Annotated in this window: 26 protein-coding genes; 12 read left to right on the top strand and 14 right to left on the bottom strand. The window is 57.1% G+C overall.

The genetic code is table 11. From position 1 onward, the window contains the following. The first annotated feature begins 11 nt into the window (after positions 1–11). From G5137_RS14900 to rlmM, 5 genes are all read left to right on the top strand, one after another. Positions 12–2,153 carry a methyl-accepting chemotaxis protein gene (locus tag G5137_RS14900; protein ID WP_021230315.1) on the top strand — a complete coding sequence of 714 codons (2,142 nt, stop codon included), beginning with the start codon at positions 12–14 and terminating at the stop codon, positions 2,151–2,153. Between the two features lie 284 nt (positions 2,154–2,437). Further along, complete coding sequence (locus tag G5137_RS14895; RefSeq protein WP_005338622.1) at positions 2,438–3,358, top strand: transcriptional regulator GcvA; 921 nt, start codon at positions 2,438–2,440, stop codon at positions 3,356–3,358. Beyond that, a complete protein-coding gene (locus G5137_RS14890) occupies positions 3,351–3,980 on the top strand; it encodes an alpha/beta family hydrolase (RefSeq protein ID WP_421255611.1) in 630 nt (209 codons plus the stop codon). Before G5137_RS14895 ends, G5137_RS14890 begins: the two co-directional genes overlap by 8 nt. A 51-nt stretch (positions 3,981–4,031) precedes the next feature. Further along, a complete protein-coding gene (locus tag G5137_RS14885; RefSeq protein WP_421255610.1) occupies positions 4,032–4,418 on the top strand; it encodes a DUF423 domain-containing protein in 387 nt (128 codons plus the stop codon). Next, entirely contained in the window at positions 4,411–5,505 is a 1,095-nt protein-coding gene (rlmM, locus tag G5137_RS14880) for a 23S rRNA (cytidine(2498)-2'-O)-methyltransferase RlmM (protein ID WP_421255609.1), read from the top strand. The genes G5137_RS14885 and rlmM overlap by 8 nt, the downstream gene beginning before the upstream one ends. An 80-nt stretch (positions 5,506–5,585) precedes the next feature. Here rlmM and G5137_RS14875 read toward each other — a convergent pair whose 3' ends face one another. The 7 genes from G5137_RS14875 to queF all read right to left on the bottom strand — a co-directional run bounded on the left by G5137_RS14875 (position 5,586) and on the right by queF (position 14,770). Beyond that, positions 5,586–6,044, bottom strand: coding sequence for a hypothetical protein (locus G5137_RS14875; protein ID WP_005349721.1), 459 nt, complete (start codon positions 6,042–6,044; stop codon positions 5,586–5,588). Between the two features lie 117 nt (positions 6,045–6,161). After that, entirely contained in the window at positions 6,162–7,169 is a 1,008-nt protein-coding gene (locus G5137_RS14870) for an isocitrate dehydrogenase (RefSeq protein WP_005349723.1), read from the bottom strand. Positions 7,170–7,328: 159 nt separating this feature from the next. Next, a complete protein-coding gene (gene xni, locus G5137_RS14865; RefSeq protein ID WP_421172786.1) occupies positions 7,329–8,129 on the bottom strand; it encodes a flap endonuclease Xni in 801 nt (266 codons plus the stop codon). Positions 8,130–8,264: 135 nt separating this feature from the next. After that, positions 8,265–9,620 carry a nucleotide 5'-monophosphate nucleosidase PpnN gene (ppnN, locus tag G5137_RS14860; protein WP_019445906.1) on the bottom strand — a complete coding sequence of 452 codons (1,356 nt, stop codon included), beginning with the start codon at positions 9,618–9,620 and terminating at the stop codon, positions 8,265–8,267. 148 nt (positions 9,621–9,768) lie between these two features. After that, the gene (locus tag G5137_RS14855; protein ID WP_421209752.1) at positions 9,769–11,382 is read right to left on the bottom strand and encodes a diguanylate cyclase; all 1,614 of its coding nucleotides are present in this window, start codon (positions 11,380–11,382) and stop codon (positions 9,769–9,771) included. 79 nt (positions 11,383–11,461) lie between these two features. After that, on the bottom strand, positions 11,462–13,744 hold the full coding sequence (locus G5137_RS14850) for a hypothetical protein (protein ID WP_216951893.1): 2,283 nt from the start codon (positions 13,742–13,744) through the stop codon (positions 11,462–11,464). A gap of 177 nt (positions 13,745–13,921) precedes the next feature. After that, entirely contained in the window at positions 13,922–14,770 is an 849-nt protein-coding gene (queF, locus tag G5137_RS14845; RefSeq protein WP_421205921.1) for an NADPH-dependent 7-cyano-7-deazaguanine reductase QueF, read from the bottom strand. A 204-nt stretch (positions 14,771–14,974) separates the two neighbouring features. Between queF and syd the strand changes: the two genes are divergently transcribed. Beyond that, complete coding sequence (gene syd, locus G5137_RS14840) at positions 14,975–15,523, top strand: SecY-interacting protein (RefSeq protein ID WP_368225509.1); 549 nt, start codon at positions 14,975–14,977, stop codon at positions 15,521–15,523. A 92-nt stretch (positions 15,524–15,615) separates the two neighbouring features. On the opposite strand, the gene G5137_RS14835 is transcribed toward syd, so the two are convergent. The 5 genes from G5137_RS14835 to G5137_RS14815 all read right to left on the bottom strand — a co-directional run bounded on the left by G5137_RS14835 (position 15,616) and on the right by G5137_RS14815 (position 18,548). After that, positions 15,616–16,401 carry a Zn-ribbon-containing protein gene (locus G5137_RS14835; RefSeq protein WP_368225511.1) on the bottom strand — a complete coding sequence of 262 codons (786 nt, stop codon included), beginning with the start codon at positions 16,399–16,401 and terminating at the stop codon, positions 15,616–15,618. A gap of 3 nt (positions 16,402–16,404) precedes the next feature. Then, a complete protein-coding gene (locus G5137_RS14830) occupies positions 16,405–16,701 on the bottom strand; it encodes a DNA-binding protein (protein WP_005343755.1) in 297 nt (98 codons plus the stop codon). Positions 16,702–16,785: 84 nt separating this feature from the next. Continuing rightward, a complete protein-coding gene (locus G5137_RS14825; protein WP_005338602.1) occupies positions 16,786–17,022 on the bottom strand; it encodes a DUF2789 family protein in 237 nt (78 codons plus the stop codon). Between the two features lie 74 nt (positions 17,023–17,096). Beyond that, positions 17,097–17,396, bottom strand: a complete 300-nt coding sequence (locus tag G5137_RS14820) for a DUF3301 domain-containing protein (RefSeq protein ID WP_234603541.1) — start codon at positions 17,394–17,396, stop codon at positions 17,097–17,099. Positions 17,397–17,507: 111 nt separating this feature from the next. After that, complete coding sequence (locus G5137_RS14815; RefSeq protein ID WP_159158348.1) at positions 17,508–18,548, bottom strand: DUF3549 family protein; 1,041 nt, start codon at positions 18,546–18,548, stop codon at positions 17,508–17,510. 276 nt (positions 18,549–18,824) lie between these two features. Here G5137_RS14815 and G5137_RS14810 point away from each other — a divergent pair, with 276 nt between their 5' ends. From G5137_RS14810 to ptsG, 6 genes are all read left to right on the top strand, one after another. Next, a complete protein-coding gene (locus G5137_RS14810; protein WP_005338596.1) occupies positions 18,825–19,160 on the top strand; it encodes a YqcC family protein in 336 nt (111 codons plus the stop codon). Continuing rightward, positions 19,157–19,930 (top strand): tRNA pseudouridine(65) synthase TruC, encoded by a 774-nt coding sequence (truC, locus tag G5137_RS14805; RefSeq protein WP_041202291.1) that lies wholly within the window; start codon positions 19,157–19,159, stop codon positions 19,928–19,930. Before G5137_RS14810 ends, truC begins: the two co-directional genes overlap by 4 nt. A gap of 90 nt (positions 19,931–20,020) precedes the next feature. Then, entirely contained in the window at positions 20,021–20,461 is a 441-nt protein-coding gene (locus G5137_RS14800) for a flavodoxin (RefSeq protein ID WP_216951888.1), read from the top strand. Between the two features lie 530 nt (positions 20,462–20,991). Next, positions 20,992–22,311: a maltoporin gene (locus tag G5137_RS14795; protein ID WP_302054505.1), complete on the top strand. Its 1,320-nt coding sequence runs from the start codon at positions 20,992–20,994 to the stop codon at positions 22,309–22,311. Between the two features lie 91 nt (positions 22,312–22,402). Continuing rightward, on the top strand, positions 22,403–23,374 hold the full coding sequence (locus tag G5137_RS14790) for a MalM family protein (protein ID WP_216958954.1): 972 nt from the start codon (positions 22,403–22,405) through the stop codon (positions 23,372–23,374). Between the two features lie 423 nt (positions 23,375–23,797). Continuing rightward, positions 23,798–25,228: a PTS glucose transporter subunit IIBC gene (ptsG, locus tag G5137_RS14785; RefSeq protein WP_005338586.1), complete on the top strand. Its 1,431-nt coding sequence runs from the start codon at positions 23,798–23,800 to the stop codon at positions 25,226–25,228. A gap of 269 nt (positions 25,229–25,497) precedes the next feature. Here the strand turns inward: ptsG and G5137_RS14780 are convergent, their stop codons facing one another. Together G5137_RS14780 and dapD are read right to left on the bottom strand one after the other, a co-directional pair. Then, positions 25,498–25,881, bottom strand: coding sequence for a DUF3461 family protein (locus tag G5137_RS14780; RefSeq protein WP_005338583.1), 384 nt, complete (start codon positions 25,879–25,881; stop codon positions 25,498–25,500). 126 nt (positions 25,882–26,007) lie between these two features. Beyond that, complete coding sequence (gene dapD, locus G5137_RS14775) at positions 26,008–26,835, bottom strand: 2,3,4,5-tetrahydropyridine-2,6-dicarboxylate N-succinyltransferase (RefSeq protein ID WP_005338581.1); 828 nt, start codon at positions 26,833–26,835, stop codon at positions 26,008–26,010. Between the last annotated feature and the right edge of the window lie 37 nt (positions 26,836–26,872).

Raw genomic sequence — 26,872 nt, 5'->3', positions numbered from 1 at the left:
GGAATATTGGCATGAGCGCTCTTTCTGTCCAGGGTCGGATTACCCTGATCGCCGGTTGCTGTCTGTTGGTGACAGCCGCCGCTCTGGTTGCCTCTTCGATTTACAACGCGAACAAGATGCAACAGCAGGTGCGGCAAGCCACCATGCACGAGGCGCAGCAGTCTGCCGAAAACTGGATGAAGGCGATGGGCTCGGAGCAGGCGGCCAAGGTGACCAGCTATCTCGATGAGGCCTATTTCCGCGCCAGTTTGCTGGCGGAGAGCGTGTTGTTCCAGCGCAAGAATGCGGCCGAGAACTTTGTCCATTCGGAGGCGCTGCGCAGCGCCGTCAATCAGCAACTGCACGATGCCGTTGCCTCATCGACCAATCTGCTTGGTGTCTATGCGGTGTTCGAGCCTGACCAACTGGATGGGGAAGACAGCAACTATCAGGGCTCCACGGCGCTGGGTTCCAACGACAAGGGGCGTTTTTCCAGTTACTGGGCCTATGACAACGGCAAGATAGAGCCGGAAGTGCAGAATGAGGATGTACTGGCCGATGAGAGCCCGACCGAGGCAGGTGGAATCGAAAACGAGTGGTATCGCTGCAGTATTCGCACCCGTGCCCTCTGCCTGCTGGAGCCCTATCTGGACGATGTGGGCGATAAACAGATATTGATGACCTCGGTGACGGTCCCGCTGCTGGAGCAGGAGACCTTGCTGGGGATGGTCGGGGTCGATATCTCGCTGGCCACTTTGCAGAGTTTGGTCAGCACCATGGACAAGGAGCTCTATGACGGCAAGGGCAGAATATTGCTGGTCAGTCACGAGGGGCGCGTGGCGGGAGCCGATGAGTTCGATGTGACCATGGGGCGTGGGCTGGATCAGAAGTATCAGGGGCTGGCCAGTGAGCTGAAAGGCTGGCTCAGTCAGGGTCAGGAGCTGACTCGCTGGAGCAGCGATGGCACCCTGTTGCAGACCTTTGTCCCGGTATCCATGCGTGGCACCGACCGTAAATGGGGCATCTACATTGAATTGCCACGGGCCGTAGTGCTGGCCTCGGCCCAGCAATTGCAAGATGAGCTGGCCAGTGAAGCCAATCGCAGCGTGGTCTCGCAGCTGTCGATCGGAGTGCTGATCTCGCTGGTTGCCCTGAGTTTTATCTGGTTGATGGCGCGCCAGATTGTGGCACCCATCCGCGCTGTAGTTGCCCGCCTCAAGGATATCGCCAGTGGTGAGGGGGATTTGACCCAGCGTATCGAGATCCAGCGGCAAGACGAGATCGGCGAGCTGGCCAAGTGGTTCAACAGCTTCCTCAACAAGTTGCAATCCACCATCAGTCAGGTGATTGATACCGTCTCCGGTACGCGCAACAGTGCCGAGCGAGCCGCGCAAGTGGCCGAGCGCACCAGCAGTGGCATGCAGGCCCAGTATCAGGAGATCGATCTGGTGGCGACGGCATTTGAGGAGCTGAGCGCCACCGCGTTGCAGGTCTCCGGTAATGCCGGCTCGGCGGTGGCGGCTGCCAACACCACTGATGCCGCGGCGCAAGAGGGCAAATATGTCGTTGCCGACACCCAGGAGGCGATGCGCAAGCTGATGACCATTATCAACGATGCCCAGCCGGTGGTGGAGCGGCTCTCCGCCAACAGCGACAACATCAATGACATTCTTATCGTGATCCAGGGAATTGCCGAGCAGACCAACTTGCTGGCGCTGAATGCGGCTATTGAAGCGGCGCGGGCCGGTGAGCAGGGCCGTGGCTTTGCCGTGGTGGCCGATGAGGTGCGCAATCTGGCGGGTCGTACCCAGAATGCCATCGTCGAGATCCAGACCCTGATCAGCCAACTGCAATCCGGTACCGGCGCCGTGGTCAAGGCGATCCGCGATGGTCATGGACAGGCTGACGAGACGCTTGCCAAGGTGGATCTCTCGGTGCAGGTGCTGGAGCAGATTATCCAGTCGGTCTCCACCATCCATCAGATGAACGAGCAGATTGCCCGAGCGGCGCAGGAGCAGAGCCGGGTGGCGGACGAGATCAACCGCAACGTCAGCAACATTCGCGATGTGAGCCACACCATTCGGGCCGAGGCGGCGACCTCCGCCGAAAATGGTCGCGAGCTCTCTGCGCTGGCGGATAAACAGCAGCAGCTGGTGGGGCAGTTCAAGGTATAGAAGGGATGAAAAAAGGCGCCATCCAGCTGGAGGCGCCAAACACATTCAGATGACAGACTGGGTCAAACCGGTGAGATTTGAGCCCCTCTTCCCGCAGAGGAAGAAACACAACACCACAATCACAGTCGAAAGACTCACTAAAAACACATGTAAACCAACACGTAGTAGAAAATGTGAGCCATATGACGACTGATTGCTGGGCGAATTATGTTTATTCACTGGTCGACCCGCAACCGACAAATTATAATGCGCCCCATTAGAAAAACTCATCGTCGGCTGGTGTCATGTCTCGTCGTTTACCCCCGCTCAATGCCCTCAAGGCCTTTGAAGCAGCGGCTCGTCACTTAAGCTTTACCCGCGCAGCAGAAGAGTTGTTTGTGACTCAGGCTGCCATCAGTCACCAGATCAAGGCGCTGGAGGAGTATCTTGGCATCAAGTTGTTCCGCCGCAAAAACCGTTCCTTGTTGCTGACCGAAGAGGGGCAGGGCTATTTTCTGGATATCAAGGACATCTTTGCCTCCATCTCGGAAGCGACCGACAAGCTGCTGGCCCGCAGTGCCAAGGGGGCGTTGACTGTCAGTTTGCAGCCGAGTTTCGCCATCCAGTGGCTGGTGCCGCGGCTGGTCAAGTTCAGCGAGCGCCACCCCGATATCGATGTGCGGATCAAGGCGGTCGATCTCGACGAAGGGTCGTTGACCGACGATGTAGATGTGGCCATCTATTACGGGCGCGGCAACTGGCCGGGTCTGCGCTCGGACAAGCTGCATACCGAGTACCTGATCCCGGTCTGCTCCCCCTTGCTGCTGACCGGGCCCAAACCGCTGCGTACGCCGCAAGATTTGACTCTTCATACCCTGCTGCACGATACCTCCCGCCGCGACTGGAAGGCGTGGTTCCGCCAGCTCGATATCGATGCCCCCAACGTCAATCAGGGGCCCATCTTCAGCCACTCCACCATGGTGATCCAGGCGGCGATCCACGGTCAGGGAGTGGCGCTTGGCCACAGCGTGCTGGCTCAGCCCGAGATTGAGGCTGGTCGCCTTATCTGCCCGTTCGAGCAGGTGCTGGTGAGCAAAAATGCTTTCTATCTGGTGTGCCAGGAGCAACAGTCGGATCAGGGCAAGATCGTTGCCTTCCGCGACTGGATGCTGGAGCTGGTGGAGCAGGAAGAGGCGCGTCGCAGGGCAAGGCTCGCCGATGCCTGATGTGATCCGCGAGGGGGCAATTGATGCCCCCGTTCGCATTTTGCTGGCCCACGGGGCAGGTGCAGGGATGGATCATGCCTTTCTTACCGAGTTGTCACGCCTGCAGGCTGGCCCCGACAGCGAAGTGGTGCGCTTCAACTTTCCCTACATGACCAGGCGAGCCCAGGATGGCAAGCGCCGCCCACCTGACAGGGTGCCTGTGCTGCTCGCCCATTGGCGCGACATGATCCGCGAGTTTGCCCATCCACGGCTGTTTCTGGCGGGCAAGTCGATGGGCGGGCGGATGGCGGCGGAACTGTATCGTGAAGGCGAGGGTGAGATGAATGCTGCAGGATTGCTCATTCTCGGGTATCCTTTCCACCCTCCGGCCAAGCCCGACAGCTGGCGAGGCGAGGTACTCAAGCATATTGCAGTGCCAACTCTGCTGTTGCAGGGGGAGCGCGATACCTTCGGTAGTCGCGCCGAACTGGCCGATTTCCCCTTCTCACCCGCCGTATCGGTCCATTGGTTGACCGATGGTGATCATGGTTTCAAACCGCGAAAAGCCAGTGGCGTGAGTGAGCAGGAGAATATGCAGCATGCAGCTGCGGCCATCAGCCATTTTGTGGCCCGGCATGGATAGCACGATAGGGTTGGTTTTATTGCCAGCCGTGATGAGAGAGGGATTGTGAGGATGCAGATCCATCGACATTGGCTGATACTGGCCGGTCTCTTCGGGTTGACGGCCACCATGCTGGGGGCTTATGGCGCCCATGGATTGGCGGCGACCGGCATTACACCCGAGCGTCTGGCGGCATTCAATACCGCCGTGCAATATCAGTTTTTTCACGCATTGGCCCTGCTGGTTCTGGGCTGGTGTGATGTGCGTAGCAAGGTGATCCAGCTGGCTGGCACCGCTTTTGTGCTGGGGATCATCGGATTCTCCGGCAGTATTTACGCCATGGTGCTGCTTGGCAGCAAGGGGCTGGGGTTGATTACTCCGGCCGGTGGCCTCTGTTTTATGTTGGGATGGGCGGCCCTGATCTGGGCTGGCTGTCGTCTTGGAGGAAAAAATGAATAATCTGCTGCTTTATTGCCGCCCCGGTTTTGAGAAAGAGGCGGCTGCAGAGATCACCGAGCGTGCCGGTAACATGCAGTGCTACGGTTTCGCCCGGGTCAAGGACGACAGCGGTTATGTGGTCTTCGAACTGTATGACGAGGAGCAGGCGGACCTGCTGGCTCGCAAGCTGCCATTCCGGGAGCTCATCTTCATCCGCCAGATGCTGGTGGTCACCCATGAGCTGAAGGATCTGGATGTCGCGGACAGGATCTCCCCCATCCTTGAGGCGGTGAGTGACTACACCATTTGCGGTGATCTGCGGGTCGAAACCGCGGATACCAACGAAGCGAAAGAGCTGTCGGCCTTCTGCCGCAAGTTCACCGTGCCGCTGCGTCAGGCGCTGCGCAGCAACGAGATCCTGACCAAGAAGGAGACGCCAAACCGTCCGGTGTTCCACGCCTTCTTCATGGCCAATGATCACGTGTTGCTGGGCTACTCCTATTCGTTCAACAACTCCGGATTCCACATGGGGATCCCGCGCCTGCGCTTCCCGGCCGATGCGCCGAGCCGCTCCAGCCTCAAGCTGGAGGAGGCGTTTTACGTGTTCGTGCCGCGGGAAGAGTGGGATGTGCGTCTCTGCTCAGGCATGAAGGCGGTGGATCTGGGCGCCTGCCCGGGTGGCTGGACCTATCAGCTGGTGCGTCGTGGCATGATGGTGACGGCGGTCGACAACGGCATGATGGCCCAATCCCTGATGGATACCGGTCAGGTCAAGCATATCCGGGATGACGGTTTCGTCTGGCGTCCGAGCAAGAAGAACACCTACTGGCTGGTGTGCGACATGGTCGATAAACCGGCGCGGGTCGTTCACATGATTGCGGACTGGTTCCGTGAGGGTGACTGCCAGGAGGCGATGTTCAACCTCAAGTTGCCGATGAAGAAGCGTTATGCGGAATCGGTACACAACATCGAAGTGCTGCGCGAGATGCTCAAGGAGATCGACAACGCGTTCGTGATCCAGGCCAAGCAGCTCTATCACGATCGAGAAGAGATCACCGTGCATGTTTACAACAAGTACTGGGTCTCCAAACTCGAGCCCAAGGCGTGATGTAGCCGTTCAGCCCGTACGATAAATACCAAGACCGACAGGGAACCCTGCCGGTCTTTTGCTATTCAGGGCTCGAAAAATCAGAAACGGTAATCGAGGCGCAGGGAAGATTCGTCGTCGGTCACCTTGATCTCTATCTGCAGCGGGATGGTTTTGTCGACCGGATTGAATTGCATCTTTATCCCGTCTCCTCTCAGCCTGAGGGCGGTGTTCATTCCGCCAGCCTTAAACTTGACCTTGGGTCTGAAGCGTTCGACCGACAGACTGACGCTCTTTTCCGGGGTCAGATTGAGCTGCGGGTAGGAGGTGATCTTTTGATTACCAAAGTTGTCGGTGGAGACTTCAATACCAAACGACAGGGGTTTGGGCGCTTTTAGCAGGTCGTTGGTATTCAGGCTCGAGCGCCATACCTCGGTGGCAGTCCGTTTTTCCTGCTGTGGCAGTTTGGCAGTTTGGGTCTGTTGATCCTGCTCGAAAGCACTTGCAGTACCACACACCAGCATCAGACCCGAAACCAGATAGCACCCGTATCCCTTCATGAAAAACACTCCCTGTTCTTCTTCTCTATTGAACATAGTTGCTGTTCGGGGAGTGGCAAAGGATTCGGAAATATAAAAAAGGGAGCCGAAGCTCCCTTTTAAAATCAATGAATTAACTCACAGGCGATCGATGATGGCCTGGGTGAATTCGCTGGTGGAAGCCGTGCCACCCAGATCGCGGGTGACCCGATCACCGGATTCGATGGTGGCTCGTACCGCCTCGCGGATCCGCTCTGCTTTATCCTGCATGCCGAGGTACTCCAGCATCTGGATGGAGGCTAGGATCACCGAGGTCGGGTTGGCGATATTCTTGCCTGCGATATCCGGTGCCGAGCCATGCACCGCTTCGAAGATGGCGGCGCCATCGCCGATGTTGGCACCCGGCGCCATGCCAAGGCCGCCGACCAGACCGGCGCAGAGATCCGAGAGAATGTCGCCGAACAGGTTGGTGGTGACCATGACATCGAAACGCTCCGGGTACATCACCAGATTCATGCAGGCGGCATCGACGATCATCTCTTCGCTCTGGATATCCGGGTAGTGGCTGGCGATTTCACGTGCCACTTCGAGGAACAGGCCGGAGGTCGACTTGAGGATGTTCGCCTTGTGGATGATGGTGACCTTCTTGCGCCCTTCCTGACGGGCCAGCTCGAAGGCGAACTTGACGATGCGCTCGGCCCCTTCGCGGGTGATGATGCTCATCGCCTCGGCACTCTTGTTGTCATCACTGCGCTTCTGACCTGCACCCGAGTACATCCCTTCGGTGTTTTCACGCACCGTGATGATATCGATGTTGTCGTAACGGCTTCTGGTGCCCTTGAAGGAGATGACCGGACGCACGTTGGCGTAGAGGTTGAACTTCTTGCGCAGGGAGACGTTGATGGAGGTAAAACCGCCGCCGACCGGTGTGGTCAATGGCCCTTTCAGGCTCACCTTGTTCTTCTCAATCAGATCCAGGGTCGCCTGGGGCAGCAGCTCGCCATGCTTTTCGAGGGCAACCAGACCCGCATCAGCGTATTCGTACTCAAAGTCACAGCCCGCATGGGTCAGGATCTGGATGGCTGATTCAATGATGCTGGGGCCAATGCCGTCGCCGGGGATCACGGTAATTTTTCTTTTGGACATGAGAGGGTTCCACTTCCAGGGTATAGGGGAGGATGGGGCTGCTTTATAGCATTTACTCAGCAAACCAACCACATTCCTTTACATTCTACTCACTTTTATCAACAGCGAGGGTGAGTCTCGTCATGGTTCACGCCCTTGCCTGCATTTTTGTTCGGCACTTCAGTCTGGCTGGGGCGGGTAGCGGATGTCCCGCAGGTTGAATCCCAGCGGAATATCCCGCTGCAAGCGCACCAGCCGCTGGGCCAGCAGGGCCTCATCCTGATGTTGGCGCAGTTTGATCAGTGGCTTGGCGGCGTCCTCTTGCTGGCAGGCTTCGAGCATGGCTGCCAGATTGCCATATTGCTGCAACAGCTGGGTGGCGGTCTTGGGGCCGATCCCCGGAACCCCCTTGATATTGGAACCGCCGATGCCGGTCAGGGCCCAGAAGTCGACCAGCTGATTAGGCGCTACCCCATATTGCTGCTGGACGAAGGCGGCATCCAGCCAGCGTTTGTTGAAGTAGTCGCGCACCCGGATCTGCGGGCAGATCAGTTGGCAGAACCCCTTGTCGGTGGAGATGATGGTCGCCTGATGGCCATGGCTGGCGATGCCGCTGGCGAGGGTGGCGATAAGATCATCCGCTTCATCGGTCTCGGAGAGCAGAGCGTCGACCCCGCACTCCCAAAAGGCATCCTGCAGGGGCGCCAACCCCTCACGCAGTTCAGGGGGCATGGGGGTTCGCCCCTCCTTGTAGGCCGGATAGACCTCCTTGCGCCAGCTGTGCACCTCGCCATCAAACACGGCAATGACATGGGTTGGCTCGCTATTGGCCAGCAGCTTGCGGCAGGTATTGATGAGGTTGGCGCGGGTTGCAACCAGCGCCTGGGCAGGGGTCAGTGCCTGCTGGGCCTGTACCGCGTGCAGACGGCGAATGAGGTTGAGGGCATCGATGATGAGCAGGTGTGGCCGGATAGTTGACATGGGGCACTCTTGGCGGTCGGGACGCCCCATTGTAACAAACCGCTCGCCTTATGGGGGATTGATGGCGGTCGGGAAGGCATAGCGCCAATAAAGAGGGGCGCCGATGCGCCCCTCTGTCGATGATGTATCTGTACCCTAGCGGACGATTTCGTAGCAAGGCACATACTGACTGCCCGGCAGCTTCATCCGCTGCTGCTTGACGAAGCTCTCCAGCAGCTTGTCCATCAGGTGCATCAGCTCCTTGTCGCCGTGCAGCTTGAAGGGGCCCTTCTTCTCGATGGCGCGAATGCCCCCTTCCTTGACGTTGCCGGCGACGATGCCGGAGAAGGCACGACGCAGGTTGGCGGCCAGCAACTGGGGCGGCTGGTTGCGGTGCAGATCCAGACTGGCCATGCTGGCGTGATCCGGTTCGAAGGGGAGCTGGAACTCCGGCTCAATCTTGAGGGACCAGTTGAAGGAGTAGGCATCACCGACCGATTTGCGGTATTCGCGGATTTTCGGCATCGCCTCCTTCATCACTCGGGCCACTTCCGGTGCATCGCCAACAATGATCCGGTAGAGCTTGGTCGCCGGTTCACCGAGGGTCGCCTTGATGAAGTCGTCGATGGCTCGGAAGTAGTCGGCACTCTCTTTCGGGCCGGTCAGGATGATGGGCATGGGTTGTCGTTCGTTGGCCGGATGCATCATGATGCCGAGCAGATAGAGCAGCTCTTCGGCGGTGCCGACCCCGCCCGGGAAGATGATGATGCCATGGCCCAGACGCACGAATGCTTCCAGCCGTTTCTCGATATCCGGCAGGATCACCAGCTCGTTGACGATGGGGTTGGGCGGCTCGGCCGCAATGATGGAGGGCTCTGTGAGGCCGATGTAGCGCCCGTTGCGCACCCGCTGTTTGGCATGGCCGACGGCGGCCCCCTTCATCGGGCCCTCCATGGCTCCCGGGCCGCAACCGGTACAGATGTTCAGCTCACGCAAGCCCAGCTCGCTGCCCACGGCGCGGGTGTACTGGTACTCGATCTCGTTGATCGAATGTCCACCCCAGCAGACGATCAGGTTGGGATCGGCGCCAGGCAGGATCACCTTGGCGTTGCGCAGGATGGCGAACACCACGTTGGAGATATGAGTCGAATTGGTGAGGTTGACCAGCCGGTTCGATTCAAGCTGGTTGGAGACATAGAGAATGTCGCGCAGCACCGAGAAGAGGTGCTCCTGAATACCACGAATGATCTCGCCATCGACGAACGCGTGCTCGGGGGCGTTGAACAGTTCCAGCTTGACCCCGCGCTCGCGCCGGATCACATGAATGTCGAATGATTTGAAGCGCTCCAGGATCTCCTTGGAGCTGTCGGTATGGCTACCGGAATTGAGCACTGCCAGCGAGCAGTTGCGAAACAGTTGATAGATATCGCTGGAGGCAGTCTGCTTGAGGCGATCCACCTCAAGCTGTGACAGCAAATCCATGCTGCCGACGGGATTGATGTGCGTAATCATAGGTTCCCCTTTACTCACTTGTTATCGTTGTGTTTTTTCCCTGGGGAGAAAAGGGATGCCATGTTGCATCCCCTGAGTTTGATAGTAGTGGCAACGGAGGGGGGAGGGAAATAGGGCGACGACTGTTCGCTGTTTTTTTAGTCACCACTCAGGCCAGTGTCACTTGATCCCGACCTGCGTTCTTGGAGTGGTAGAGCGCTCTGTCCGCCCGTTCGAACACATCGGAGGGGTTGTCACCATCCTTGAACAGGGTTGCGCCGATGGAGATGGTGATCTCCACCTTGGCATCGCGAAAACGGAACGGGATGCTCTTGATGGTCTGGCGCAGGGTTTCCAGCGGCTTCTGGAACTTGTCCGGGTTGATATTGGGCAGCAGCACCACGAACTCTTCGCCGCCGAAACGGGCGATGAAGTCAGTGTCACGCAGGGCGCTCTGCAGCGCTTTGGCAACAACCTTCAACGCCTTGTCACCGGCCATGTGGCCATAATTGTCATTGATGTTCTTGAAGTGATCGATGTCGATGATCGCCATGCAGAGCGGAGTGCGGTAGCGAAGCCAGCGTTTGAACTCCTGCTCCAGCCGCTCGTCGAGGGCGGCCCGGTTGTGTACCTGAGTCAGGCTGTCGAGGAACAGCTTGTGCTTCTGAATGGTCAGCCGCTTCTTGTATTCGGCGGTCTCATCCTTCATCAAGCGCAGCTTGGACTCCATGGTGGAGAGGCGGGTGAGCAGGTGACGCTCCCGTGCTGCGGTACTTTCCCGTTCTTGCAGCAGCAGATTGATGGCGCCCATATGGCCGGAGATGGCACGCTTGAGCGCATCGATGGAGTTATGGCTGGCTAGGGAGTGGTCGATGGCCTGCAGTTCGCAGACCAGAGCTTCGCGGGTTTCACGGGTTTCATTTTGTAGCGCACGCCCTTCGTCGAGGGATTCGGTAAAGCCGACATGCACTGCTGACAGGCTCTCGTTGAGGGAGCTGAGAAAGGCGCGGGAGGCTTTGCGCTCCTCGCGGGTGCCTTCGATGATAAGTTCGATGACCTGCATACAGGTCTCTGCCAGCATGGCAGGATTGATGCCGATCAGCAGTTGACGGCGGATATCCCCGAGGCTCTCGCCAATTGAACCGGCGAAATCAAGTTCGGTGATCAGCCGCTGCAGTTCGTCTGCGATACGCGCATGATCTTTGAGGTCAAACGGTTCAGCATCAGGTTGGGGTTCACAACCGGGCTCGCTCTCTTGTTGTTGGGGCGCTGAAGAGCCGGACAGTGGCTGGCTTGGCAGCAGCTGGATCTTGATCGCCTGCTGATAGAATTCAAGCAGGCGGATCACCTTCTTTTGATGATCGGCAATACCATAGCCGGCGGGGCTTTTCAGAAATTCCTTGAGGGATTTTCGGGCCTCTTCCGGGAAGCCCTTGATGGTTTTTAGCTGTTTTGAGCCAAGATCAATGGCTGCCTGGGTCAGGGTGAGCGACTCTTCCAGTGCATTGCTGTGCTGCTGCAGCAACTTCTCGATGGCAAGTAGCTCTGCATCCAGCGAGGTGAATGCGGGATTGCTATCCAGTCTCTGCTTGAGCTTGGCGAAGCGATTGTCCAGCTCACGATCGAAGCCGCGGCAAGAGAGCATCAGCTTGTTGATAAACTGGATGCCACGAGCTCGCTCTGCATCGGAAAAGGAGAGAACGCCGTCGAGCTCCAGCTGTTTTTGCTGGAGGGATTCCCTGAGCCTGGCCAATTGTCCTGCTACGGCAGCGATGTCATTCATTATCAGGTCGCCCTGTTGTCATTATTGTTTTTGGTGTTGGATAGCAACAGTGGCCGAACCCGAGGTTGAGTGTCGTCTGTTATCTATTATTTGCCGGCTGGCCTTCAGCCGCTTGCATCCTTGCGAGGCTGGGCCAGTTAACCCATTGCTTTTCATGAGAAGAATTGACTTTTACCAGCCCCTTGTCAATTGCCATCAAGCCGCATTGCCACACATCCCCATTAAAAAATGCAGCCTGCTGGCAATCGATGGCGGCGAGCTCCAACCAGGCGTTTTGCCGGTATTTTTCACTGAGCTGAATGGCTCCCGAAAGGGCGAGATAGCAGAGGTCGAACAGGCCATTGTGATCGAGCGCGGTCGCCGCCTTGGGCAGGAAGGGGTGGCTGACAATCCCCAGGCTTATCTGGCGATCAAGCTCGTATTGGCAAGGGAAGGCGGCGATTGCGGTTAGCAGGTCTCCCGCAAGTTGATGCAGGTTGGTCACGTGGCGCTGTGGCACCACATACAGCATGTGCCCTTCCCGCAAGTCATAGATACGGCCATCTTGCGGGGTCAGGGTATCCATATAGATGCCGAACGCCTGCTCGATTTCACGGCTGACCTGATAGCCGTGGCGCTCGAGGGTGTTGACCATAAAGGGCACCCTGAACAACAGGTAGTGCAGCTTGTCATCGAATTCGCTGTGCTCTTCGCTCAGATACCAGCGCTCCGATTTCAGCTGGCGTTTTGCCATCTCTCGTGGCCAGCGATTCATCAGCCGCTGCCAGTTGGCAAGTCCGGAACGGGGTTCGATCAGCAGGGCCTCGCCAGTGCGTTTCAGTTGCAGACGGGCGGTACGCAATTTGAGCCAGAGGGTGAAGAAGAGGTAGATGAAGAGCGCCAGCAGCAGGCTGGTGGTAATGCTCGACCAGAGATAGCGCTCCTGCTGGTGCTGGCTGTTGTTAAGCTGCTGCTCCAGCTCCTTGATGTGTTGTACCCGTTCAACCTGGACATAGTTGTCACGGATCGCAGCCTGCTCCTGATCAATTTCCTGCTGGCGAACCTCTTCTCCCAAACGATGGAAGCGCTTGTAGCTGTCGAGGGCCTGGTGCAGGTATCCCTTCTGCTCATACGCAAGTGACAACAGGCGGAATACTTCGTACTGGCGGCGAGTGTCGCCTACCTGATTGGCCAGTGCCCGGGCATTTTCCAGCTGCAGGATGGCGATGGCCGCCTCCTGCTTCTTCAGATAGAGCTCGCCGAGCAACAGCAGGGTATCGATCAGCGGCTCTTTGGCATCGCCCAACTCGTGGGACTGCCGGGCTGCATTGAGGTAGTTGCCGGCCAGCGAGAGGTTACCGCTTTGCAGATAGGTTTTGCCAATCTCGTACTTGAGCAGAGAGGCCTGCGGCCGACTGCTTCCCTCATCGAGCAAATCCAGCGCATTGAAGAAGTAGACCAGCGCCATATTGAGGTCGCCCTGATCACGGTTGAGTCGGGCCAGCACGATAAGTGAGTCACATAGCAGTGACGGATTGCCGATGGAGTGAAAATAGTTGGCCGCTTCATTGGCATATTGCAGCGCTTTCTGGGGCTCCTGCTCTTGCTGATAGAGTTTGACTATCTGGTTGGAGAGCAAGCCGAGAAAGAGCGGGTCGTTGAGATTCTTGGCCTGCTGCTGGGCATCGATATATTCACCCAATGCCAGCTGGGGTTGTTGCAGCACACGATAAAGGTCGCCGCTGATGGCGCTGACCCAGGCGCTGGCAAGAGGATTGGCGGCTTTGGCAGCCCAGATCCTTGCATCCGCCAGATGGGTCTTGGCGTCTTCAAGATGCTGATTTTCAATCTCGTAGCTGGTGCGTTGCAGGCGGCTATAGATCTGTAACTGGCTCTGTTTGAGGTCGGGACGGGCCAGCTGTTCGTCCAATTGTTCCAGCAGGATACGGCTGTTGTTCTGGCCATCTTGCCTTAGCCCCTGGCTACGGATTTTGAGATAGAGGGCGTGGGCCTTGAGTTCGGGTTGGCGCTCTCTCTCCGCCAGCTCCATCGCCTTGTCGAGGGTTTGCTGGGTAGCTTGATATTGGCCAAGCTGGATTCGGCACTCCCCTTCAAGCAGGTGTGCTCCGATGGTTTGCGAAACGGTGCTGTAGCTGAGCAGAGGCTCGCGATAGCCGAACTCCTGACGATTACTGATGATTTGCTGGGGATTATTGGCCGCACGCGTCAGAAAGGCGGAGGTGATCTGAACACATCTGGCAGGGTCGGTCAGCACCAGTGATTGGGCCTGTTGCAGATCCAGGGATAGTTGCTCCTTGTCCAGATCCAGATTTGGAGCGGACAGAGAAGACATCATCATAGCCAGAAAAAACAGTTGATTCATTGGATTAAGGACGGCGCAGAGGTGTTGGCATGTTATCCAAGCCCACCCCTGCGAGTCCAGCGTTTACTGATGGTGTGCTCAGGCTCCTTTGTAGCCGGATGCATCAAGGCGCCAGCAGGGTTGAGATAGCAGGGCGCTGTGGTGTGATACCGGGAAGCCCTTTATCAACGTCTGCTCTTATTGACGGATCAGACGCAGGTTGGTTGGCACGGCTTCGAAATCGGAGCGGAACGGGTTGATGTCGAGGCCGCCGCGGCGGGTATAGCGTGCATAGACGGTCAACTGCTCAGGCTGGCAATAGTGCTTGAGGTCGATAAAGATCCGCTCGATGCACTGCTCGTGGAACTCGTTGTGTTGGCGGAACGAGATGAGGTAGCGCAGCAGCTTCTCCCGATCGAGTTTCGGCCCCTTGTAGCGGATTACCACGGAGCCCCAGTCGGGCTGGCTGGTGACCAGGCAGTTGGATTTGAGCAGGTGGCTGTGCAGAGTCTCTTCAACCTGCTCGCTGCCGACCGCCCCTTGCAGCAGGGACGCATCAAACTCGTAATTGTCTACCTCGATATCCTGCTCATCAATGCACTCGCCGGGCAGCAGGGCAATCTGGTGCGGCGCCTTGTCGAGGGGGAACAGGGTCACCTTGACGGTCTCACCGGCACAGGCACTCAGATCCTTGGTCAGCATGGCGGCGACTGCCTCGATAGAGTCGCAACGGGTCTGGTTGAAGGAGTTGAGGTAGAGCTTGAAGGATTTGGATTCGATCAGGTTCGCACTGGTGGCCGGAATGGCCACTTCACCCACCGCCACCATCGGCTTGCCCTTGGCATTGAGCCAGGAGAGCTCATAGAGGGTCCAGACATCGCAACCGCTAAAGGGCAGGTCATCGCCCAGCTGGAGATCATCCCGGTTCAGGCTACGTGGAACTGGCTGCAGCAGGGAGGGGGTGTACTGGCTGATGTAATCGGATTGCTGGCCCAGGCTCAGGCCGGTCAGGGCGCTGGCCCCGGCGTATCTATCTTGTTTGCTCACAGGGTTGCTCACGTAATGTGCTCATGATGAGTGGAATGAAACGGGCCATTGCAGGGCCGGATGGTTGCAGCCGTTTGGCTTGGGCGTCAGCCTCTCTGTATCCCAGGTTTTGTTTCCCGGGTCGCAAGGTCGGCTGGCAACCTTGTCTGTTACCGGGTTTGGTGGTGCAATAGCGGACTTTGCCAGCAATTGTGGGGATTTTCGATGTCGGATCAAGTTTTGTCTGCCCTGGAGCACTTTTTTGCCCGCTGGCAACGGGATGGCGAGGCCAGACGAGGCCTGCCCCTGTGCGAGTGGGAGGCGGACTGGCTTTCCCCCTGCCAGCTTGGTGAGCCCGCCGATGGTCGGGTGGCCTGGCGTCCTCACCATCGCTCCGAGCCCGCCGACTTTACAGCCATGGCCGATGCCCTCGAGCTGACGATTCATCCCAGCGCCATTGCCCTGTTCGGGCACTGGTTCAGCCGCCCCATCCCCTGCCTTTTCAAGGGGCTGCGCCTTGAATTGCTCCTGCCGTGGAACGACGTGGATCTCGACCTGCTCAAGGAGAACCTCATCGGCCACTTGCTGATGCTGCGCAAGCTAAAACGAACCCCCTCCATCTTTATTGCCACCACCCGCAACGAGATGACGCTCATCTCGCTGGATAACGAGAGTGGTCAGGTGTGGCTGGAGTGGCTCGATTCCGGCCGCCGTCTGACGCTGGCGCCCTCTTTGCCGGCGTTTCTGGAGCGGCTGGAGACGTTGCCGCAATAGCGCCGCTTCGAGCCAAGGTTACTCATCGGAACGAAAAGAGCCTTGCCATGCGGCAAGGCTCTTTTTTATGGCATCGCGTACAGGGAACGCGCTTAATCCTTGAAATCCCAGGAGAGGTTGGAGATCAGACGGCAGCTGTCGCACTTGAAGTCGAAGATCTCGTGCAGTGGCTCTGCCAGCGCCCACTCACCGCCACAGCTGGGGCAGGGGCGCGCCTTCTCCTCGGCCGCGCTCAACCCGCCCACTCGGTAGAGGTAGTAGTAGGTGGGGATGCCGCTCAGCACTTCCAACCGTTTGGCCAAATCGGTGCCGCGCCGGTAGAGGCGGCTGCCCACTTCGCCGATTTCGTGCAGCGCCGCATGTTCGGCGATGGAGCCGTTCATCTGCAGCTGATCGCATGCCTCCCAATCCTCCTGCCACTTGATGATCTGTTTCTGATCGCCGTTGGCGACCGCGGGCAGCTGGTAGAGCGGAATGGGGGCGAAGTGGTCACCACAGCGCAGCGGCGAGCAGGTATGCAGGAAGCTGGTATAGAGCATCATCCAGCTGGGGCGCTCGCCCTGTGTGCCGCAAGGGTCGGTGCTGTCGGAGAGCAGATCCGCCCCTTGAAGATGGAGCTTTGGCGCCAATAACCCGGACTGATTGAGCTGCTGTTCGGCCAGTTTGACCTGCTCGCTCTGGTTGTCGGGGTGCAGGCTATCCTGCTCCGGGCAGACTACCCGACTGACGAAATAGCCGTCATGCATGCTGGTGGGGAATTCCCGCCCGAGGATCTGGCCCTGATAACGCAGCATGTCGAGGTAGTTGACGATGGCCCGCTCGGCTTCGCCAAGGGAGGTATCGCGGTAACACTCAAAGCAGAGTTCGACGATATACATGGTTCAGCCTTGCCCCTGCTGGAGGAGCAGGTCGGTCAGGCGATCCACCTTCTGTTCGATGCGCGCGAGCTGTTCGGCGAGTTGCTGCAGGGTGAGCTCCGGTGCTGGCTGAGGCACAGCCTCTGGCAGGATCTCGCTCTCGGCGGTCGCAACTGGCTGCTGCTTCCACTGGCTCAGCACTTTCAGCAGCTCGGCCATCGGCACAGGCTGGGTGAGGCGGGCCTTGATCATGGCAGTGGTGGGCGTCAGGCCCTTGGCGGCCAGCTCGTTGGCAATTCGGATGATCTCGTGGGCGGACATAAGCATGCTCTGGGTGAGAAGGGGGGATCGATATCGGGGCGGGATCTTAACCAAAGCCGGCAGGGGAGGAAAGGGGCGGGCGGCTTAGCGGGGCTGGCGCAGCATCACATCGAGCTGGTCGATCGCCTCGCACCAGTCGGAGTCGTTCCACAGGGCATCGCGCAGGAAGCTGGCCTGGGCGGCATTCCAGAAACCGGCCTCCGGCAGCAGGGTTTCATTGTCGAGGTGATGGTCGTGCACAAAGCGGTGCAGGCTCAGCTCGTCGTTGGCCATCCCGAGCTGGGCAAACAGGGCTGGCAGATCGTGGACAAGGGGTTCCATCTCGTCTCTCCCTTTGTTTAATCCCTGAGATTATAGACAGGCACAGCCATCGGGCGCAGAGACGAGATTGGGGATCAGGCAGAGGGGATGCGATGGGGTGGCAGATCAACGCCCACGATGTGCAGCCCCTGCATCTTGAGGGTGCCCTGATAGTGGCTCTCGCCATCGCTGGAGAATTCAAACTGATAGTGGGTCAGCAGCCGCAGGGGATTGCGGGCCAGCTCCCGCCGGTTGCGGGCCAGCGACAGCAGTTGCAGATCATGGTGCTGGCAGTAGCGGCGCATGTATTGCCAGGCCACTTCTGCCTGTTGGCGTTGCAGCCAGAACAGGCCGGCTACGGCAATCAGCAACAAAATTCCGAGCATCTCTCCCATAGGCGGGCTTCCTTATCGTGATGTCGATAACCGGGAGTCCTGCTCGGTACTCCCGATCTCCTTTTCTATTTCCCGCCGTGTTGCCTCGTGGCGTGAGGGTGAGGCGAGGGGTCAGGCCGAGGCGAACAGACGGCCGATGGCCTTGCCCAGCGCATCGCTGCGGTTGGGGTCACGCAGTCTGGCCAGCATATCATTGCGCAGGGCCGGTAAAGTGACCAACTCGGCAAAAACCTGATTGAAGAACTGGGTCGGTTGCAGTGCCAGTTGTTCCAGATAGTGGCTGAGCAGATTGGCATCTTTCAGGTCGGGCCAGAGCCGGCCAGCAATGGCGAGCAGCAGCGCCGGGCTCGGCTGGGTTTGCAACAGGGTCAGCAGCTTGTTGGTGCGCAAAGAGCTGCCGGGACAGGAGGCCATCGCGCGGCAGAGGTAGGCCAGGGTCTCCGGGTTGGGGGCGGCGCACTCCTGCTCCTTGCCGATCCGCTCGAGCAGGGCGCCTTGTACTGCCGGCGGCAGCGGGGCGTTTTCAAGGCTCTGGCAGAGTGCATAGAGCGGCTCTTGCGGTAGTTTGGGCAGCGCCTTGCAGATCAGCGCCAGATTGCGCTCATCATGGAGTCGCTCGGCCAGATCGGCAAAGCCCTGCAGCCCCAGCGTTTGCCAACCGGTGTCGTTGGGGGCGGCCAGATAGTGGCAGAGGGCATCGTAATAGGCGGAAGGGGCCTGCTCCAGCTGGCGCGCCAGCTTGGCGTGCAGACTGGCCATTTTTGCCTCCGCCGGGCGGAAGGTGTAGGGATTGTCGGCCAAGCGCTGGGCCTTCTCTTCATCCAGATCGCCGGTGAGCTTGTAGCCCAGGGTTTCCACCACCTGATCCATGAACAGCTTGGGGCCATTTGACATCAGCAGGCCGCGCTCATCGAGGGCAAACTTGAGGAACCAGAGGTAGTGGCGAGACTCGCTCGGCTGGAAGAAGTGCACACCCAACCAGGCGTGCTGTTGCAGCGGCCAGGGGTAGGGCTCTTGCTGCTGTTCGATGCGCACAAAGGTGTCGCTGGCCAGTGGCCGCACCTGGCGGCCCATGTCAAACAGCTGGAACTGGGTGCCAGCCTGAGTCAGAAATTCGGTCAAGGTATTGATGGCAGTAGGCGTCACAGACATGGTGAGATCCGGCTAATGGTGATGCGGGCCGATTATAAGGCCCTTGCCGAGGATAGCCAGTGGCAGCAGACGCGCGTTGCGGCAGATATCAACATGGCAGCCATGCGGGGGGAGGTGTATAGTATCGCCCTTTTTTAAAGTCGGCAGGCCGCGCTGGCTGCCGTGTATGTCGACGAGCAGGCTTAATCGCCGGTGCTGCGCGACCGAATGTATCGGCATCCTGGCTGACCCTGTCGGGTCAGCGGATCAATCTGTGGTTATGAGGAAGAGAGCGAGATGAATCAATATTTGCTGGTAGCTGGCCTGTTGGGGGAACTCACCGCCGAGTTGCAGCGCCTTGAGCGCTGGCAAGCTGACCATCCCGGTGACGAAGCCCTGGCAAGCACCCTGCCTTTTTGTGTCGATACCCTGAGCTTTGATCAGTGGCTGCAGTTCGTGCTGATCCCGCGCATGGAGCAGCTGGTGATGTTGCAGGCGCCGCTGCCCACCAGCGTCTCCCTTTATCCCATGGCCAGCGAAGTCTACAAAGAAGATCTGGCCGAAGCTGAAGCGCTGCTGCGCCTGATCGCCCGCTTCGATCTGCTGCTCTCCGGCAAAGTGATAGAACAATGATGCCAGATCAAACCCGAGAAGAGAGTGACCTGAAGCTGACCCTGCTCTATCAGGATGAGTGGCTGGTGGCGGTCAACAAGCCGTCCGGTCTGCTGGTGCATCGCAGCTGGCTCGACAAGGGCGAGACCCGTTTTGCCATGCAGATGACCCGGGATCTCATCGGCGGTCGCCATGTCTATCCGGTGCATCGCCTCGACCGTCCCACCTCAGGCGTGCTGCTGTTTGCGCTCGATCCGGTGATTGCCCGCGCACTCACTGAAGCCTTTACCCAACGTCAGGTACACAAGGAGTATCTGGCATTGGTGCGTGGCTGGGCGCCCGAGCAGGGGGTGATCGACTATCCCCTCAAGGAGCAGTTGGACAAGATTGCCGATGCCATGAGCAACCCGGATCGCCCGGCGCAGGATGCCGTCACCACCTTCCGTCGCCTGCATCAGGTCGAGCTGCCCCACGCGGTCTCCAAGAAGCACCCTACCAGTCGCTACAGTCTGGTCAGATTGTTCCCGAAGACCGGTCGCAAGCATCAGTTGCGCCGCCATATGGATCACCTGTTCCACCCCATCGTCGGGGATACCACCCACGGGGATGGTCGTCACAACCGTTTCTTTCGCGAGCACTTCGGTTGCGAGCGGCTGCTGCTGGTGGCCCGCACCCTGAGCTTTACCCATCCGGTGCTCAAGGTGCCGATGCGGATCCAGGCGCCACTCGGTCAGGATGTGCTGCGCCTGTTTGCCGAGCTGGGCTGGCCCGCCAGCGAGAGCGACTACTAAGCGCCTGATGCTCAGCCTTGAATCGGTGGCATCTGACGCCAGCTTGCTGATAGAGTTGCTCAAAAGAGTGACTCAAGCAGGGAGAGGAGAATGGCGCAGATCGATATCGTGGTAGGAACTGTCTACGGCGCAGCCATGCTGGTGGCCGAGACCTTGGCAGATGAGCTGGAACGCAAGGGGCATCACTGTACCCTGCACGAAGAAGCACGGCTGGCGGACATAGACCCCGGCCGTTTTTTATTGCTGGTCAGTGCCACCACCGGGCAGGGGGACATTCCACCCAATCTGCAGCCTTTTGCCAGCGAGCTGGCCGACAAGGCACCTTGGCTTAAGGGATTGCGTTATGCCCTGATTGCCATGGGGGACAGCAGCTATGACCATTTTTGTGGCGCGGGCCGTCGGCTGGACGGATTGCTGCAAGAGTTGGGGGCCACGCGAGTGATTTCCCCGCTGGAGCTGGATGCCACCGTGCACGATGAACCCGAACAGGTGGCACTCAGCTGGCTGAAAAAGTGGGATATTCAGCCCTGAATATTCTCTTGAATAGAGCCATATCAATCCCCTGAGCCTTAAGTAGCAGGGGATTGTTATTTGCACAAAAACCATCTCACTCTGCAACGCATATTTCCCCTGGTGGCGGAGGGGTATTTTCCCCTTTTAGCATTCCATTGCCGTAATGGTTTCACGCGCACCGCAGACCCGTCATCCAAATAAAAGTTCCATCTTGAAAGCGATCTCAGTCATGTTTTTGTCATTCGAACGTAAAATAATGACTTTAGTTCTATCGCGAATTAATTAATGATAACGCTTTCAGGGTTGTTGTTGTTGTGTGTTTTTCTTGTTTTCTGGATTTTAATTGCGCGGTTGATGGCTTTTTTACTTGTTGTTGTTGTGGAGATCGTTTGCCGAGCGATTTGTCGCCATTTTGTGAGTCGCTTCATATTTGTCGTGAAATACGCTCCCTATAATCAACCTCGGTTATCACCAACAGGATTACATGGTGATAAGAAGTTGAATATTCAGGATCACACTCCTCACTGCGGGAAATAAGGAATATGACAATGAAAATGAAGTGGCTCCCGATTGCAGCAGCTGTTACTGCCGCCCTGGCTTCCCAAGCCGCCTTTGCCGTAGATTTCCACGGTTATTTCCGTTCCGGCGTCGGTGTTTCCGGCGACGGCGACATGGTTAAATACAACGTCAATAAAGTTGGCCGTCTTGGTAACGAAAATGATACCTACGGTGAAGTGCAACTGGGTCAGGAAGTATTCAACAAAGATGGCAAGACTTTCTATGTTGATTCCATGTTTGCCATGGCTTCCAACGGTTCAAACGACTGGGAAGGTACCGGTACTGTTTGTAACTTCGATGCCAAGCAGTGCAATGGTGATTCCGACTTCGCTCTGCGTCAGTTCAACGTACAAGCCAAAGGCTTGCTGAACTTTGCTCCTGAAGCAACCCTGTGGGCTGGTAAGCGTTACTATCAACGCCATGACATCCACATCTCCGACTTCTACTACTGGAACATCTCCGGTGCCGGTGCTGGTATCGAAGGCATCCAGGCTGGTCCGGGTAAAGTATCTTTCGCATGGGTACGCAACGATCGCAGCGCTGCCGATGTGTTTGGCCAGTACACCCAAACCGGAGTGGATGGCAACGGTAACCCGACCTATCAGAAGAATGAAGATCTGAACGTTAACACCTTGGATCTGCGTTATGCCGGCATCCCGCTGTGGACCGATGCGTCCTTGGAACTGGGCGTTGACTATGCTCTGGTCAATGAGACCAACGATCAGAAAGCACTGAAAAAGAATCCGCAAGATGGCGTGATGCTGACTGCTGAACTGACCGCTGGCATCCTCGGTGGTTTCAACAAAACCGTGCTGCAATACGGTACCGAAGGTTACTCCAAGACCATGGCTTTCTATGGCGATGGTTCCTGGTACGGCGCTGAAGCCAAAGACGGTGCTGACGGTTTCCGTATCATCAACTGGGGCGTTGTTCCGATGGGCAACTCCTGGGAGATGGGTCACCAGCTGGTTTACGGTGTAGGCAACGAAATGTGGGACGGCAACGACAAGTGGGAAACCATGTCTGTTGTTGTTCGCCCGATGTACAAGTGGGATGACTTCAACAAGACCATCTTTGAAGGCGGTTACTTCAAGGACAACAACAAGTCCACCAATGGCAGCGAAGACAAAGATGCCGGCTACAAGCTGACCCTGGCTCAAGCCTGGTCTGCTGGTTCCAGCTTCTGGGCCCGTCCGGAAATCCGTGTGTTCGCCTCCTACCTGGCTAACGACGAAGACAAGAAAGTCTTCGAAGGCAATACCTCCAAAGACACCTACCAGTTTGGTGTTCAAGCAGAAGCTTGGTGGTAAGCAAAAGTTTAAGTTAAGTTAGTGACTGCCCCCTTATGGGGGCAGTTTTGTTTCGCCGGATCACGGCCACCGGATTATGGAGATAAGAAAAATGAAACGGGTAAAGATGTCTATTGCAGCCGTAATCACTGCGCTATTAACCGGTTGTGCCGGAAACATGGTTGTTCCTCTGCAAGAACATGGCTCGATCTTGAGCGATGCAGATCAAGCCAAGCAAGCGTTGGCCAAAGCCTCAAGCTGCTGTGTGGCGTTTAAAGATTTCAGTTATGCCCCCTTGCCTGAAGGTGAGACCTTGCTGGCCATTGATGGCAAGCAACCCACTTTTCAGTTTGATGAGGGGATGAGTTACTTTGCTGCTTATCGCTTGCCGACCAACACCGGCAATCTGGCGATCAGCCTGGCATCACAGGTGAGTAAAACCGTGATGGTGCCCAAGGTCATTATGCTGGATGCCGAGTTCAAGGTGACTCGGGTCCTGGGTGAGTCAGTATTCAGCTATCAGCCTGCTCACTTGCTCGATAACGACCGTATTGAAGGGCGTGTTTTTGTTGATCGCAGCATGCCTGGCAACCCGGCCAGCGAAACATACATGATCGTTTATGCGCCCGCGGATAAGCTCTCAGGCAGCACAACAATCCTGCATCCATCAAAAGCGTTTGCTCGTGCTAATGGTACCGTTGAGCCTGATATCAAGGATCCGGTGATCCCGCACTCCCCGTGGGGCTTGGTGCAGATCAAAGTCAAAGATATGGCCCGTGGAAGTGGTCTTGAAGCGGTATTCAAACCCGAATATGCCGACAAGGTGGCTATGAGCCAGGGTCAGCAGGTTGCAGCGATAGCGACTACCGCAGCCGTTACCACAACTGCAACAGCTGCGGTCGCAGCCAAACCTGCTCCTGCCATGTTGAGTGAAACTGAAGCCTTCTATCAGAGCCAGATCGAAAAAGCAGTCAAGGCGGGGGATATCGACAAGGCGATGAAGCTGGTGAACGAGGCCGAGCGGGCTGGTTCAACCAAAGCAAAAAGCGTGTTTATTGATGCGGTCAAGCGCTCGCAACAATAGAGTAATACGACCGTTTGCTGGTCAGATATATTTATTGAGGCCTCCCTTGTTGGAGGCCTTTTTAATCGGTAGACTGTAATAAATAAAAATCACGCCGTTACATTCTGTTACAGTGAGTTGCTATTTGATGTAAATGGCATTATTAAAATACAAAGTGAAACTGCTATTTATATGTCTTTGTAATAGAGTGATAATGCGGATTATTAATTTCTATTAGATGCGTTTTTTAGCCGCTAAACAAGTTGTGATCTTCCCTCCAAATTCAATATTCCCCCGCCTTCGAAAGCAGCAATTTATGACCCGCTGGGTTATATTCTGATGGTCAAAATAAACAAGCCCGACTCGAAGATATCTGAATGAATCAGTCCTTATTTCATCCAGATAGATCGTTCAGGGACGACAATCCATTCAGGAGCGCACACAATGTTCAAAAATGCTTTCTCTAATCTGCAAAAGGTTGGTAAGGCGCTGATGCTGCCAGTATCAGTCTTGCCAGTCGCAGGTATTCTGCTGGGGGTGGGGGCTGCCCACTTCAGCTGGATGCCGGAAATTGTCTCCCAATTAATGGAGCAAGCCGGTGGTTCCGTATTTGGCCAGATGGCCCTGCTGTTCGCAGTGGGTGTTGCTCTGGGCTTTACCAATAACGACGGTGTATCCGGTCTGTCAGCCATCGTTGGCTACGGCATCATGGTCGCAACCCTGAAGGTCATGGCACCTGTGATGGGTGTTGAAACCATCGAAACCGGCGTGCTGGGTGGTATCCTGGCCGGTGGTATCGCTGCCTGGGCGTTCAACCGTTTCTACAAGATCCAGCTGCCAGAGTACCTGGGCTTCTTCGCGGGCAAACGTGCCGTACCCATCATCACCGGTTTCCTCTCCATCGGTCTGGGTGTGATCCTGTCCGTGATTTGGCCGCCAGTGGGTGGTGCCATCGGTGCCTTCTCTGACTGGGCTGCCAACCAGAACCCGGTACTGGCCTTCGGTATCTACGGCGTGGTTGAGCGCTCCCTGATCCCGTTCGGTCTGCACCACATCTGGAACGTACCGTTCTTCTATCAGGCTGGTACCTGCGTCAACGGTGCCGGTGAAACTGTTCACGGTATCATGACCTGCTTCCTGACTGCTGATGACGCTTCCCGCGCTGCCGGTAACGGTTTTGGTCAGCTGGCTGGTGGCTACCTGTTCAAAATGTTCGGTCTGCCTGCTGCTGCGTTCGCCATTGCTCACGCTGCCAAGCCGGAAAACCGCGCCAAGATCGTTGGTATCATGGCCTCTGCAGCCCTGACCTCTTTCCTGACCGGTATCACCGAGCCGATTGAATTCTCCTTCCTGTTCATCGCTCCGGTTCTGTACGCAATCCACGCTGTACTGGCTGGTCTGGCTTATGTGCTGACCAACTCTCTGGGTATCGTACACGGTCACACCTTCTCCAACGGCTTCATCGACTTCGTGGTGCAATCACCGCGTGCCGACAACATGCTGCTGCTGGTTGGTCTGGGTCTGGTTTACGCGGCTATCTACTACGTCGTATTCAGCTTCGTTATCCGTGCCATGAACCTGAAAACCCCGGGTCGTGAAGACGAGACTGCTGAAGAGGCCGTTGGCCAAGGCAAAGACGAGATGTCTGCTGCTCTGGTTGCCGCCTTCGGTGGTAAAGAGAACATCGCTTCTCTGGATGCCTGCATCACCCGTCTGCGTGTTGGTGTGAAAGATGTTGCCAAGGTTGACCAGGCTGGTCTGAAGAAACTGGGTGCTGCCGGTGTGGTAGTGGCTGGTTCCGGCGTTCAAGCCATCTTCGGTACCAAGTCCGACAACCTGAAAACCGACATGGACATCTGGATGAAGAGCAACTAATCCTGTTGCCTGAATATCAGCGTGTTTGAAGAGGGAGGCGAAAGCCTCCCTCTTGCTATTTCTGGTTATGGATCGTGCGAGTCACAGCAGGTCGAACTCGGCAGGAGTCTCGTTACCCAAGATGCGATGTGTAACGGGATGCCCTATGTCGGCACAACCGCTGGTGTGCCTCGCTCGACTTATCGCATGTCATCACCTGATAAACCTATATAAAGTCAGCCAATAAAAAGAGCGCCACATTGGGCGCTCTTTAAGCAAGAGGGGGAGGGTTAGAGTTTCTCCAGATCCCGTTCGATTTCGCTGATCTTGTTTTGTACCACTTTTTCCAGATGGCGCAGGTCGCGCAGGATCTTTTGCTTGATGTCCGGGTCGGCCTGCTGATGGACGCCCTGGGTCAGGTTGTCCAGCTCATCCACCACATATTTGAGGTTGGCGTTGATCTCGGTGACATCCTTGTACTCATGGGTACCGGAATCGACCAGCATGGTCTTGCGCTGGCGTGGATACTTGAATTTGACACTCTTGGCGAAGAACTCGCCTTTCTGCTTCTTGAAGTAGATCTTGAGGATGTCGTGGTTGGCCTCCTGGCGCAGGGTATAGCTGTCGACGGAGGCGGGATCCTGGATCCCCAGGCTCTTCAGATTCTCGTACATCAGGCTTCCTCGGTTTGAAACGATCCTGTCCCATCCATCTTAACCGATGCCTCATGGCTTGCCTGTGACAGGGGCGCCAAAATGAAAAGGGCGCCATCAGGCGCCCTTTCATCACAGCAATGCTGATTACTCGTCGATGGAGCGCAGCAGGGCGTTGATGCCGACTTTGGCACGGGTTTTTGCATCGACCTTTTTGACGATCACCGCCGCGTAGAGGCTGTATTTACCGCACTTGGAGGGCAGGGAGCCGGAGACGACCACGGAGCCAGCCGGTACGCGGCCGTAGTGGATTTCGCCGGTTTCGCGGTCATAGATGCGGGTGGACTGGCCGATAAAGACGCCCATGGAGATGACGGAACCTTCCTCGACGATGACCCCTTCAACCACTTCGGAGCGGGCACCGATAAAGCAGTTGTCTTCGATTATGGTCGGGTTGGCCTGCAGCGGTTCCAGTACGCCACCGATGCCGACGCCGCCGGAGAGGTGGACGTTCTTACCGATCTGGGCGCAAGAGCCGACAGTGGCCCAGGTATCGACCATGGTACCTTCGTCAACGAAGGCGCCGATGTTGACATAGGAGGGCATCAGCACGGTATTGGGGGCGATAAAGGAGCCTTTGCGGGCGGTCGCCGGCGGCACCACGCGCACACCCGCTTCCTTGAACTGCTCGGCGGTGTAGTTGGAGAACTTGAGGGGAACCTTGTCGTAGTACTGGGCATCGTCGCCTTTGATGATGCCGTTGTCGTTGATGCGGAAGTAGAGCAGAACCGCTTTCTTCAACCACTGATGGACAACCCACTCACCGGCAATCTTCTCGGCAACCCGCGCCTTGCCGGAGTCCAGCAGGTCGATGGCTTGCAGGATGGCGGACTTGGTGGCGCTATCCACGGAGCCCGGAGTAATGGTGTCGCGGCGCTCGAAGGCCGCTTCAATGATCTGTTGCAACTCGGTCATGACAGGTTTCCTTTAAAAAATTCTGTTTGTTGTATCA

The sequence above is a fragment of the Aeromonas sp. 600282 genome, assembly GCF_049175755.1.
In the GTDB taxonomy this organism is placed as follows: domain Bacteria; phylum Pseudomonadota; class Gammaproteobacteria; order Enterobacterales; family Aeromonadaceae; genus Aeromonas; species Aeromonas veronii_A.
This window is presented reverse-complemented; position numbering and strand designations above follow the sequence as displayed.